General features: G+C 31.1%; 13 protein-coding genes, 1 tRNA gene and 1 pseudogene. 7 read left to right on the plus strand and 8 right to left on the minus strand.

Annotation, left to right across the window (positions count from 1 at the left end; genetic code table 11):
- Window positions 1–6: 6 nt before the first annotated feature.
- The 4 genes and pseudogenes from ACW9UN_RS12110 to ACW9UN_RS12125 all read right to left on the minus strand — a co-directional run bounded on the left by ACW9UN_RS12110 (window position 7) and on the right by ACW9UN_RS12125 (window position 3,493).
- Window positions 7–1,566, minus strand: coding sequence for a sugar porter family MFS transporter (locus ACW9UN_RS12110; RefSeq protein ID WP_459486554.1), 1,560 nt, complete (start codon window positions 1,564–1,566; stop codon window positions 7–9).
- Between the two features lie 27 nt (window positions 1,567–1,593).
- Entirely contained in the window at window positions 1,594–2,712 is a 1,119-nt protein-coding gene (locus ACW9UN_RS12115; RefSeq protein ID WP_459486555.1) for a glycoside hydrolase family 117 protein, read from the minus strand.
- 453 nt (window positions 2,713–3,165) lie between these two features.
- Window positions 3,166–3,264 (minus strand): annotated as a pseudogene (locus ACW9UN_RS12120) (fructose-6-phosphate aldolase); the annotation flags it as partial.
- Window positions 3,265–3,411: 147 nt separating this feature from the next.
- Window positions 3,412–3,493: transfer RNA gene (locus ACW9UN_RS12125), tRNA-Leu, on the minus strand.
- Between the two features lie 124 nt (window positions 3,494–3,617).
- Here ACW9UN_RS12125 and ACW9UN_RS12130 point away from each other — a divergent pair.
- The 5 genes from ACW9UN_RS12130 to ACW9UN_RS12150 all read left to right on the plus strand — a co-directional run bounded on the left by ACW9UN_RS12130 (window position 3,618) and on the right by ACW9UN_RS12150 (window position 7,253).
- Window positions 3,618–4,559: a ribose-phosphate pyrophosphokinase gene (locus ACW9UN_RS12130; RefSeq protein ID WP_459486556.1), complete on the plus strand. Its 942-nt coding sequence runs from the start codon at window positions 3,618–3,620 to the stop codon at window positions 4,557–4,559.
- 17 nt (window positions 4,560–4,576) lie between these two features.
- Entirely contained in the window at window positions 4,577–5,164 is a 588-nt protein-coding gene (locus ACW9UN_RS12135; protein ID WP_459486557.1) for a 50S ribosomal protein L25/general stress protein Ctc, read from the plus strand.
- A 179-nt stretch (window positions 5,165–5,343) separates the two neighbouring features.
- Window positions 5,344–5,910, plus strand: a complete 567-nt coding sequence (gene pth, locus ACW9UN_RS12140) for an aminoacyl-tRNA hydrolase (RefSeq protein WP_459486558.1) — start codon at window positions 5,344–5,346, stop codon at window positions 5,908–5,910.
- 97 nt (window positions 5,911–6,007) lie between these two features.
- Complete coding sequence (locus ACW9UN_RS12145) at window positions 6,008–6,502, plus strand: hypothetical protein (protein ID WP_459486559.1); 495 nt, start codon at window positions 6,008–6,010, stop codon at window positions 6,500–6,502.
- A gap of 4 nt (window positions 6,503–6,506) precedes the next feature.
- The gene (locus ACW9UN_RS12150; protein ID WP_459486560.1) at window positions 6,507–7,253 is read left to right on the plus strand and encodes an LVIVD repeat-containing protein; all 747 of its coding nucleotides are present in this window, start codon (window positions 6,507–6,509) and stop codon (window positions 7,251–7,253) included.
- Window positions 7,254–7,268: 15 nt separating this feature from the next.
- On the opposite strand, the gene ACW9UN_RS12155 is transcribed toward ACW9UN_RS12150, so the two are convergent.
- From ACW9UN_RS12155 to ACW9UN_RS12170, 4 genes are all read right to left on the minus strand, one after another.
- Complete coding sequence (locus tag ACW9UN_RS12155) at window positions 7,269–7,811, minus strand: hypothetical protein (RefSeq protein WP_459486561.1); 543 nt, start codon at window positions 7,809–7,811, stop codon at window positions 7,269–7,271.
- Between the two features lie 75 nt (window positions 7,812–7,886).
- Window positions 7,887–8,336, minus strand: a complete 450-nt coding sequence (locus ACW9UN_RS12160) for a 6-pyruvoyl trahydropterin synthase family protein (protein WP_459486562.1) — start codon at window positions 8,334–8,336, stop codon at window positions 7,887–7,889.
- 86 nt (window positions 8,337–8,422) lie between these two features.
- Window positions 8,423–9,919 carry a GH3 auxin-responsive promoter family protein gene (locus ACW9UN_RS12165; RefSeq protein WP_459486563.1) on the minus strand — a complete coding sequence of 499 codons (1,497 nt, stop codon included), beginning with the start codon at window positions 9,917–9,919 and terminating at the stop codon, window positions 8,423–8,425.
- Window positions 9,919–10,785: a M23 family metallopeptidase gene (locus ACW9UN_RS12170; RefSeq protein ID WP_459486568.1), complete on the minus strand. Its 867-nt coding sequence runs from the start codon at window positions 10,783–10,785 to the stop codon at window positions 9,919–9,921. The genes ACW9UN_RS12165 and ACW9UN_RS12170 overlap by 1 nt, the downstream gene beginning before the upstream one ends.
- A gap of 173 nt (window positions 10,786–10,958) precedes the next feature.
- Between ACW9UN_RS12170 and ACW9UN_RS12175 the strand changes: the two genes are divergently transcribed.
- Both ACW9UN_RS12175 and ACW9UN_RS12180 read left to right on the plus strand, forming a co-directional pair.
- On the plus strand, window positions 10,959–12,443 hold the full coding sequence (locus ACW9UN_RS12175; protein ID WP_459486564.1) for a T9SS type A sorting domain-containing protein: 1,485 nt from the start codon (window positions 10,959–10,961) through the stop codon (window positions 12,441–12,443).
- A 3-nt stretch (window positions 12,444–12,446) separates the two neighbouring features.
- Window positions 12,447–12,854 (plus strand): DUF6530 family protein, encoded by a 408-nt coding sequence (locus tag ACW9UN_RS12180; RefSeq protein WP_459486565.1) that lies wholly within the window; start codon window positions 12,447–12,449, stop codon window positions 12,852–12,854.
- Window positions 12,855–13,021: the final 167 nt, after the last annotated feature.

Below are 13,021 nucleotides of genomic sequence, written 5' to 3' on the forward strand. Positions count from 1 at the left end.
ACTTTTTTATTTGATTAACAATTCTTCTAATTCTTCTAAAGATTTTCCTTTGGTTTCTGGCACTTTAAACCATATAAACACAAAGCCTATAACTGCAAAAACACCAAAGAGTAAAAAGGTACCAGCGTTTCCTAAAGTTTCTAATTCCCAAGGAAATAAAAGTTGTACCAAGAAAGAAATTGCCATATTTACTAGGCCTACAAAAGTTATGGCTATGGCTCTAATTCTATTAGGAAATAATTCTGAAAATAAAACCCACATTACAGGACCAATAGACATTGCAAACGCACCTACAAAACCTATAATACCAATCAGAATTAAAATGGTATTCATTTTTGCTGCTGCAGTTACTAAAGTTCCTTCGTATTTTGCAGCATTTTCTTTACCCAAAACATTTGCTAATGCTGCTTTAAAATCTAAATCGTTCTCGAAAACTTTGTCTTTAAGTGATGCTATTTTTGAGCTATCTATTTCTGATGGTAAGTTTGCAATAGCTTCTTGATTTAATGCATAAGTAGCATCGTTAAAACCATAACTTAATAAAAATAAGCAAATGGCAATACCAGCCATACCAATAATTAAAAGTGGTTTTCTACCTAATTTATCTATTGCCAAAATAGCAACTATGGTAAAAGCTAAATTTGTAACACCTACTAAAGCCGCCTGTATAAAAGAAGCATCTGTACCTATACCTGTTTGTTCAAAAATCATAGGAGCATAAAAAAGTACTGCATTTATACCAACAATCTGCTGAAAAACACCAACTACCAAACCAATTACAATAACTTTTCGCATGGATTTTTTAAACAAATCTGATACTTTAGTTTTTTCTTTTGTGGCATCTTCAGAAATGCTTTGTTCTACTTCTTTAAGTTGATTTTTAGCTTTATTTTCATCAACAATTTTGTTCATTACTTGTAAAGCTTCTTCTTTTTGATTTTGAATCATTAGCCATCTAGGACTTCTAGGAACTATGTATAATCCTAAAAAATAAAGAATTGCTGGTAAAGCTTCTAAACCTAGCATCCATCTCCAGTTCCATTTACCAAGTCCAATAGATTTTGCCCATTCAGCATCAGAATTACCCCATTTTAAAATTAAATAGTTGGTAAAAAAAGCGATAGAAATACCCAAAACAATATTTAGTTGATTAAAAGAAACAAGTTGTCCTCTTTTTTCTGGTGGAGCCACTTCTGCAATATACATTGGTGCAATAATTAATGCTGTACCAACTGCAAAACCACCAATCATCCTAAAAAATATTAGCCAAAAGAAATTGAAAGCCAAAGCAGAACCAATTGCAGAAATTGTAAACAGTAATGCTGCATATTTTAAAATTTTTCGTCTTCCAAATTTATCGCTCATGGGTCCAGAGATTAACATCCCAGCTCCTGCTGTTAAAGTTATAGAGCTTACAGCCCAACCCAATTGTAATTTTGTAAGGTTAAATTCTGGCTCTATAAATTTTACAACTCCAGAAATTACGGAAGCATCAAATCCTAATAAAAAACCACCCAATGCAACAATTGCGGCTATTTTTGTGACAAATAAATTTTTGTTAGACATATTATTTTTTAAACATTAGTATTAAAATTATTCTCCTCTTTCTCCTTTAGCTACGTGATGTGTCATTTTCCAGGTAGTAAATCTTCTGATGTATTGATAATCATCATTCATATATTCATGAGTTAATCCCCATCTTAAAATATGAGTTGGGTGTATTTCTGCATCTACAGTTCTATTTAAACCAATTGCATGAGGCGCACCTTTTACCACACTTTTTATGTCAAAATTAATTCCATCAGGAGACCATTGAAGCGTGTTTTTTTCTGGACCATCTGTGGTAATTAAAGAAGAAACACCTCCATTAAATGGCCAAACACAAATTTCATGACCACTGTTAGAAATAGGGTTGTATTCCGATTTTATATAAGGTCCTTTTGGATGATCTGCAATTGCAACTCCATGTCTAATTTGTCTACCACCAAATGTAATGGCTTCGCCCATTTGTTCTCCTTTGTAATAAAGGTAAAATTTGTTTTTATAGGGTATTATGCAAGGATCGTGTACTTTATGGCTATCAAAATCGCCCTTTTTTTCTACTAAAAATCGATTTTGGGTATCACCTTTCCAAATGCCATTATCAGCAGGTTTTAAAATTGGAGCATCACTTTTTGTACATGGACCATAAGGAGAATTTGACCAAGCCAAACCTACTTCATTTTTAACTCTTACAGTATAATCGCCTTTTATGGTTTGGTAGGATAAATAATACATCCCTTCATATTCCATAATTTCTGGAGTAAACACAGACCTATCATCGTAAGCACCTTCTGCTCCTCTAGGCACAGCTAAACCTTCTTCTTTCCAGGTGATGCCATCGTAAGAAGTAGCAAACCATAAATCGCATCTATCCCAAGGAAAAACTTTATCCGTAGAAATATTACCAGCAAAACCGTCTGTAGCACCAGTAGATCTAGAATACCACACAAAATATTTATCATTAAATTTAATTAAAGCACTTGGATCGCGTCTTACAACACCTTCTTCGTAAGCCAAATCTCCTTTTAAATCTTCGATTTGATAATCAAAAAACCATTCATTAGATAAATCTTTTGGCCATTGCAAAGCTCTTTTACTTGCTGCACTTAATTTGTCTTTGTTGGTAATGCCCAAAAAATCTTTTTGTTCGTCTGTGATTTCTATGCTCATTTTTAGGTATTATTTTTATAATTGGACTGTATTCAAAAACTAAAAATTACTCGTTTTATAGTGAGTATATCTCCTTGATTATTTCGAAACTTAAAAGTACACTTTAGAAAACTACCATCTTCTTTTTTTATTCAACGTATAAATAACAAATCAACTTTATTGTATAATATATTAACACAGTTCACTCCATTTATGGTAATCTATTCTATTTAAAGTAGAATTAGCTAAGCTAATAATATTTAGGTTTTGGCAAACTTGATGTGATAAATCTTAATAATTCTTTTACTATTAGCTTACAAGAAAATTTAAAATACCGCAAAAATATCTGGAACAGCAATCCAATTTAAATACTTAAAAATTAAACAGGCATAACGATATTGGTTCTTTATAAATTACCAAACAAAATATATGTATATAGAGGAAGATTATACAAATGAAAAGATTACTATTTTTTATAGCACTTAAAGGCCCTGTCATTATATCAAATCCTAATTTTGCACAATTATTAATATGCCTAGTACTCCTTACTGAAGCTGCTAAAATTTCAGTTTTAGAGATATAGTGATCAGAAACTCATCAAATAAGAGTTTTAGTAAAGGAAAGCGCTTTCTTTTTTAAAGAATATATGAAAAGTCTAATTTGTTGTACCTATACTTAATAAAAAAGCCTTTCAAAGAAAAACCTTGAAAAGCCTTTTAGTACTCAAGGTGGGAATCGAACCCACACTCCCGAAAGAACTGGATTTTGAATCCAGCGCGTCTACCAATTCCGCCACTTGAGCTTCTTTAAATTGGTTTGCAAATTTACTAAATATTTTTAACTTATAATGAGAAAATTTAATTTCAAACTCAATAAATTATTTCTACTTTTGTGAACTCACAACAACACTACTAAAATCATATCTTATGATCATCAGCTCTCTTGCTCCAAAACTTTTTGGTTGCAGACAAAGTACAGTTTTAGCCCACAAAATAGCCAAAGAATATAATACAGAGTTAGGAAACGTAATAACTACTTACTTTAGTGATGGAGAATTTCAGCCAGCATTCGAAGAATCAGTTCGCGGAAGACGTGTATTTATAATTGGTTCTACTTTTCCAAATGCAGACAACTTAATGGAAATGTTACTAATGTTAGACGCTGCTAAAAGAGCTTCTGCGAGACACATTACAGCTGTTATGCCATATTTTGGTTGGGCAAGACAAGATAGAAAAGACAAACCTAGAGTAGCTATAGGAGCAAAATTAGTCGCAAAATTACTAGAATCTGCTGGTGCAACAAGAATAATGACAATGGATTTACATGCAGATCAAATTCAAGGTTTTTTTGAAAAACCTGTAGATCATCTTTTTGCCTCTACTATTTTTATGCCATATATAGAAAGCTTAAATTTAGAAAATTTAACCATTGCTTCACCAGATATGGGGGGTTCTAAAAGAGCATATGCTTATTCAAAACATTTACTTTCTGATGTTGTAATTTGTTATAAACAAAGAAAAAAAGCCAATGTAATTGGTCATATGGAACTCATTGGTGATGTAGAAGGTAAAAATGTAGTACTGGTTGATGATATGATTGATACAGGAGGTACTTTAGCTCATGCAGCAAATTTAATGAAAGAAAGAGGAGCCGAAAGTGTGCGTGCCATATGTACACATCCTATTCTCTCTGGAGGAGCTTATGAAAAAATTGAAAACTCTGCTTTGACAGAATTAATTGTTTCTGACACAATACCTTTAAAACAAGAGACATCTAAAATAAAAGTTGTATCTTGCGCGCCCTTATTCGCTGATGTTATGCACAAAGTACAAGATAACACATCAATAAGTAATCAATTTTTAATGTAAATTTTTAATAAAAAGTAATGAAATCAATTACAATTAAAGGATCAAAAAGAGAAAGCGTGGGCAAAGTAGCTACTAAAGCCTTACGTAATGCTGGAATGGTTCCTTGCGTTATATACGGAGGAGAAACACCAATTCACTTTTCAGCAGATGAAAAAGCGTTTAAAAATTTGGTATATACTCCAAATGTATTTACAGCAAGTATTAATGTTGATGGACAAACAATAAGCGCTATTTTACAAGACATTCAGTTTCACCCAGTAAGTGATAAAATTTTACACGTAGATTTTTATCAATTGTTTGATGACAAAGAAGTTACAATGAATATTCCAGTAAAATTAACGGGTACTTCTCCTGGTGTTTTAAATGGTGGTTCTTTGCGTTTTACTAATCGTAAATTAAAAGTAAAAGCATTACCTGCTAATTTACCAGATTTTATTACCGCAGATATTTCTAAATTAAAAATAGGAAATAAATTATTTGTAACATCATTAAAGAATGATGATTATACATTTATGCACCCTGATAACACAGTTGTTGTTCAAGTAAGAACATCTCGTAATGCAACTGTTACTGTGGATGAAGATGAAGAAACAGCAGCAGAATAAATTGTTGCTACTATAATTTTATAAAAGCGTTACATTTTTGTAACGCTTTTTTTTACCTTAAATTTATGTGAAAATTCATTGAATTGAATTCAAGTAAAGGTATTCGAAAGAAGATCTTATTTTTGTAATACAAATTTTACAAACTTATTCTATAAAAAAGAAGTCTCAAAAAAAAATTAATGAAGAAATTTTTAATTGTAGGTTTAGGAAATATAGGCGACAAATACGCCAATACACGTCATAACATCGGCTTTAAAATTATTGATGAAGTTGCTGAAGAACACAAAGTTACTTTTGAAACAGAAAAATTAGGCGATGTAGCTAGTTTTAGATATAAAGGACGAACTTTTATTCTATTAAAACCAAGTACTTACATGAATTTAAGTGGAAAAGCAGTAAAATATTGGATGCAAAAAGAAAAAATTGCTACAGAAAATCTATTAATTGTTACAGATGATTTGAATATTGATTTTGGTACCATTAGAGTAAAAGCCAAAGGAAGTGATGGTGGCCATAATGGACTTAAAGATATTCAAGAAAAATTAGGCACAAACAAATACCCAAGATTTAGATTCGGTGTAGGAGCCAACTATTCAAAAGGGCGTCAAGTAGATTATGTTTTAGGTGAATGGAATAAAGATGAAAATAGCCAGTTAATCGAACGTTTACCAACTTCTGCAAAAGTAATAACCTCTTTTGGTACGGCTGGTCTAGCAAATACAATGAACACCTTTAACGGAAAATAACTCTAAATCTGAGGTTTAGATAAAATTTCCAATAATTTAACGCAACCTTTTTAGATATTTTACATCTATAGAGTATATTTATACAAACTAAAAAAATATGAAAAAAATTGCTGTTATTTTATTCTGTTTAAGTTTAACTAGTTGTATTATAGATAATTGGAACAACTCTGGCACTGTAGACCCTGTGTGGTCTAGATATAACCCAGTTACACTATCAAGAACTGAGTTTGAAAATTCAATCAAAATTCAAGAAAAAACCCCAGTTACAGAATCATCAAAAATATACATTATTGATGATTACATTTTTGTGAACGACAAACGTACTGGTTTTCATATTTTTGATAATACAGACGAAACCAACCCCATTAAAAAGAAATTTTTAAAAATTCCAGGCGCTACAGATGTTGCTATAAGAAATAACACGCTTTACATCAATCAAGCAACAGATTTAGTAGTATTAAGTTTAGATTTTTCTACTTTTCAAATAGCGGTTAAAAAAAGGTTGAAAAATGTTTTTCCTGAATTGCAATCTCCTGATGGAGATTCTTTTTATGAAAATGATAAAGTTGTTGTGAATTGGGTTCAAAAATAATACTATGAAAAAAAGATATATCATTCCGTTATTTGCTATTTTATTTGCTTTTTCGTGCTGCGAAAGCGATAGCGCTGTTTCTTCTAATATTGCAAGTGATGGACAAGGTGGGTCGTTAGCAACCTTTATTTTAAAAGAAGATTATTTGTATACGGTAGATTTTTTTAATTTGTCTGTATTTAATATTAGCAACGTTTCAAATCCTGTAAAGGTAAATACCATAAATGTTGGTTTTAATATAGAAACACTATTTAGTTTTAAAAACTATTTATTTATTGGTTCACAAGATGCTATGTATATTTATGATGTTACTAATGCAGAGTTACCTAAATTAATGTCGCGTTCAAACCACTTTAGAGCCTGTGATCCTGTAGTTGCTAATGATACCAATGCTTACGTTACATTACATAGTAATGCCACTTGTGGAGGAGCCGTTAACGAGTTAAAAACCTATAATATCGAAGATGTTGAAAATCCTATTTTATTAAACACAAGAGGGTTAACACAACCAAAAGGTTTGAGTTTATATGGCAATAATTACCTTTTGGTTTGTGATGATACAGTAAAAATATTTGATGTTACAGACCCAAGTGATTCTAAATATATTGATGAAATTGTAACAGAAGGCGCAATTGACATCATTATAAGAAACAATCATGCTTTTATCATATCAGAATTTGCAATAGCGCAATATCAATTAAACAAAGAAGATATTACGAAGTCCACTAAAATAAGCACGTTTACTTTTTAATGTTTCAGTGATAATTTATTGTCTAGAAAGTGCAATACCAGTTGTAGTTTTTAAAGAAATTCCTACACTTTGGTTATCTACCACTTCTTGAAACATTACTAATGAGTTTTCAGAAAAAGTGGTAATATTAAAAGTTCCTAAGATAAAATCTCCTTTTGTTTGAGAAAAAGTAATGGTATTTGCACTAGAATTTACAGTAAAAGTACCAGCTGCGTCTACTTGTATGGTTTCAGGATTTGGCTGACCTGATTGAGGTGTAGGTGAAATAGTGGAAACAAATCCATGCAAACCATTCGCAGTATATGTGCCATCTGTATTAAGTATAATTGTCATCTGAAACCTATCTCCTACTTTAGAATTTCTTTCGAGTTCGGTAGTATTTTCTCCAGATGTTGAAGTTGCAGATTCTACAATCAACTTTTCGTAACTACTTATACCATAAGTACCAGTTACATTTGCACTAGAAAGTACAAAAGTTGGTACGCTTGATGAATCATCACCACAACTAAAAAAAGATACTGATACAAATAAGACTAAAATATATGTTAGATTTTTCATAAGAATAAATTTTTGTCAAATATAACTCATTAATTACAACGATATTGTCTTAAAAAAGTTACATTTCTATTAAAATTAATTTTCACTTGCAAACCATTCTGCAAAGCTAGTATCTGTTTCTTGTAATTTTATAGCATGCAATTTTATGTTTTGTGGCAGCCTCGCTTTTATTTTTTCTGCAAAATCAATTACCATCATTTCACTGGTTGGCTGATAATCAACTAAAATTACATGATGACCTCTTTTTTGAAGTTCGGCAGCCAATTCTACATGAGGGGTATTTTTATTAAACACAGTAGCATGATCAAAAAGATCTACAATTTCTTCATTTACAATCTTTTTTAAATCGCCAAAATCGATTACCATCCCAAATTTTACATTGGTACTATCAGCAATAGGAGTACCAGAAACAGTTACGGCTAATTTGTAGGAATGGCCATGCACATTTTTACATTTTCCATCATAACCATACAAAGCATGTCCTGTTTCAAAATTAAATTGTTTTGTAATTCTAATTGTACTCATTAACGTCTGTTTCTAAATTTGTTGTAAAAGTAAACAATAACTAAAAATACTGCCAATCCTATAAATAAATAATCACCTCCCATATGTTAATCCTTTAAAAAATCTTGTAAAACATCTGCAATTTTTCTGTTATCAGATAATTGCGGAATCTTATTTTGCCCACCAAATTTGCCTATGGATTTCATATACGCATGAAAACCTCCTTTTTTTACTTTTCTAATGATTAATGGACGTAATACTTTACCTTCAATCAAATCGAAATAATAAATATTTTGTGCTTGCATAGAAGCATCTACTTTTTGGGCAAATTCTTCAATATTTTTTGGTTCAGTTTCGAATTCAATGAACCATTCGTGATAAGGTAAACCATTTTCTGGGTTTACTTGTGGTGCAACAGTAAACTCACTTATATTAATGTTAGTTCCTAAAATAGAATCGTTTAATGCTTTTTCTACTTCTTTACCAATTACGTGTTCGCCAAAGGCGGATATAAAATGTTTTATACGACCTGTAACTTTAATTCTAAAGGGTTTTGTTGACGTAAATTCTACAGTATCTCCAATATTGTATCCCCATAAACCTGCTGTAGTGTTTAAAATGATGACATAATTTACCCCAATTTTTACATCTCTGATGGATATTCTGGTTGGGTTTTCATCAAAAAATTCAGTTGCAGGAATAAATTCATAGAACATTCCTGAGTTTAATTGCAGCAACATTCCTTTTTCTTTTTGTGAATCTTGGTAGGCGATAAAACCTTCTGATGCAGGATACAATTCAATATAATCGATTTTTTTACCAATTAAACTTTCGAATTTGTTTTTATAAGGTTCAAAATTTACACCACCATAAATAAAGAAATTAAAATTCGGGAACAATTCTGAAACCTTTTTACCGGTTTTTTCTATCAGTTTTTCGAAATACATTTGTACCCAAGAAGGAATTCCGCTAATTACAGACATATCTTCATTTAGGGTTTCTTCTACAATGGCGTTTACTTTGGTATCCCAATCTTCTATGCAATTGGTTTCCCAGCTTGGCAAACGGTTTTTTAGCAAGTATTTTGGTACGTAATGTGCTACAATTCCACTTAATCTGCCTAATTTAACTCCATTTTTATCGCTTAAAACTGGGCTACCTTGTAAGAAAATCATTTTTCCATCTACAAAACTTGCATCATTTTTTTCTACAATATAAAACAACAAAGCATTTCTGGCGGCTTTAATATGCGTTGGCATAGATTCTTTGGTAATCGGAATGTATTTTGCCCCAGAAGTTGTACCCGAAGTTTTTGCAAAATATAAGGGTTTACCTGGCCAAAGCACATCAGATTCACCTTCTACAATTCGATCTACATATGTTCGTAAACCTTCGTAATCTGATACTTTTACGCGCTTCTTAAAATCATCATAAGAAGTAATATTCTTAAAATCATGATCTTTACCAAAAGCTGTATTTTTTGCTTTTGAAATTAAATTTTTAAAAACTTTATCTTGCGTTTTATAAGGATTATTAGCCCACTTAAAAACTCTTTTTGTAGCAATTTTAGCAAACGGAATAGCAAATACGGACTTTATACTCATTATTTAAAATCGATTAAATTTGTAGGATTTACGGCATAACCACCACTCCAAAGTTCAAAATGTAAATGCGGTCCAGTTGTTAACTCGCCAGTAGAACCTACACTAGCAATTACCTCTCCAGACTTTACAAAATCACCTTGTTCTTTAAGTAAAGTTCCATTATGTTTGTATACAGAAATGTAATCATAAGCGTGTTTTAGAATTATCACGTAGCCTGTTTCTGTGTTCCAACCAGAAAAAATTACTGTACCATCTGCAGTAGCCTTAACAGGTGTACCACTTTTTGCAACAATATCTACAGCTAAATGTTTAGATTTTGCATCAAAATTTTGAGAAATGCTACCCGTTAAAGGTGCAAAAAAAACAATTTTTACATTTGTTGCTGCATTATTCTGAATCGGAAAACGATCTTGACTTTCAATTTTTTCTCTAAAGATAGAATCTTCTTTAGATGCACTTAACAAACTATCTATAATAATAGTTTTACCCGCTTCAATTTCTATAGAATCTATAATATCTGGTTCAATTTTACCCATTAAAATAGGTTGCAAAGCCCTAGTATAATCGTGCATTACATCTAGTTTTCGTTTTAATGAATCTGTTTGAAAAGCCAATTTAGTGGCCTTAATCTTTAAATCTGTTGATGAATAACCAGGAATAAATTCTTTTATTGGTGTAAAAGTGATGATAAATGTGGTTACTAAGATTAACAAGAAAGAAAGTAGACCACCCAAAACAAATACATTTAAACGAGATAATTTTAAAGAAAATCGTTCTTCAAATGTATCTTCATTTAAAACTACCAACCTGTATTTATCTGTTAGTTTTTGTTTTAATTTACCTTTTTTCTTTTTTTTCAAATAAATAACGTTTTAAACCTTTACAAATATACAACGAAACGAACAGTTTTTTTTTATTTGTTAAAGAGGAATATTTTGTTAAAATTTACTTTCGAATATAGCATAGTTAACTTTTGGATGAAGTAATAACTACTTATTGAAAGAAAAATTATATTTTTGAAAAAAAAAGTATGGAAATTATGTTGAAAAAAAATTTTTTATACAGAGCATTGCTGTTTTTAGCCATTTCTTTACATGGATTAATCAATGCACAGGCACCTACCTTTATTTCTTGGACTCCAGAAAGAACTGTTTGGATAGCTAGAGAATCAAATCGAAATTGGAATAGCATAACTAGTTCATCAGATGGAACAAAATTAGCGGCTACAACTTGGAATGGTAAAATATATACTTCATCCGATAGTGGGGTTACATGGAGAGAAAGTGCAACGGATGAAAACAGGTACTGGACTAATATTACAAGTTCATCAGATGGTATAAAATTGGCTGCTGTAGAAAATAGCAATCTTTACGTCTCTACAGATGCAGGAGCAACTTGGACTGAAAGAGCACGAAATATCGATAAATATGGTGGTAAATTGAATAGTATTACAAGTTCATCAGATGGTACAATATTAGCCGCTGTAACTACTAATAGAATTTGTATTTCCAAAAATAGTGGAGCAACATGGGCGGTAAGAGAATCTACTGTATCTTGGGATGGTAATAATAATTGGCAAGATATTACCAGTTCATCCGATGGTACAAAACAAGCAGCAGTTGGTTTTGGTAGCCGAATTAATACTTCTACAAATAGTGGACAAAATTGGACGGCAAGAATTCCTTACAAGTCTTGGAGTAGCATTATAAGTTCAGAGGACGGTACAAAATTAGCCGCAACTGAAACTGTTGGTCAAATTTACACATCATCAGATAGTGGCCTAACTTGGACAGAAAGAGCAACAGATATAGATAGGCTCTGGAAAAGTATAACGAGTTCATCAGATGGTACAAAATTAGCTGCAGTAGTTCAAAATGGACAAATTTATACTTCTATTGATAGTGGAATTACTTGGACAGCAAGGGAATCAGACCGAGATTGGCGTGATATTACAAGCTCATCGGATGGTACAAAATTAGTTGCAGTTGCTTTTAATAGCCAAATTTATACTAATGATGTTATTACCCAAAATTATAATACAGGGGACGAGGCGACAGCGTTATCCGCAACCGCTATATCTGATCGAGGTGACGTAATATATCAATGGCAAAAAAGTACAGATAATAGAGAAACTTGGACGGATATATTAGGCGCTAATACTGATACTTATGTACCACCTGTAACAACGCCAAGCACCGCTTTTTATAGAATTGTTACTACAGTTGGTGGAGAATCGAATACATTGGAATTAGCTAAAGTAATAGTTGATAATCAATTATCTGTAAAAGAAAATGAAGCTTTTGAATTTTTAGTTTATCCAAATCCTACAAAAAACTTAATACAATTTAATACACAAGAAGAGTTTAATTCAGCGAAAGTATTTGACCTTTTAGGAAAAGAAGTACAGAGCACAAAACAACCAGGAGTAAGTATAGATGTATCGTCATTAAATAAAGGATTATATATTTTGAAATTAGAAGCTAAAAATGGTGGTTTTGTAACAAGAAAGTTTACAAAAGAATAAATAATGAATATACCAACCCATCTAAAACACAATCCAATTATTGCAGTAAAAGAATATGATAAAATTGATTCAATTTACGCGAATAATTCGGATGTTAGATTTTTATCTTTAGGTGTAGCCCAATACGATAATAAAGAAATTTCTTTAAAAGTATGGAGACATAATGGAAAAAAATGGAATCGTCAAAATGAGGAAATTCCAATTCATAGAAATATAGATCTAACAATACTCCTGATAGGTTCATTGTTAACTGATATTTCTTCAAAATATCCAATATCTTGTTTGAGAGAAGAAATAATAAATGAAAGCAAGGTCATTGAAATTGAAAATTATTATAAGAAGAATGAAAACTATTTAAAACCAAGATTAGAAGAATTAAAAAGCTTATTAGATAAATTTTTGTCTAAATAGTCTAATACTAATATTCTAACAACAACCTTTAGATAAGCTCTTATTCTTTTATGTTATAAATTGACACTTTCCCATCAAGTGTGTAAGTTCAAAATTACAGGATTAGATTTTTCATAGTTTAATCCTGTTTTCAAATATAGCTAAAAATTGGTTTAAAATAATTCCCC

It is taken from the genome of Polaribacter litoreus (assembly GCF_054584775.1).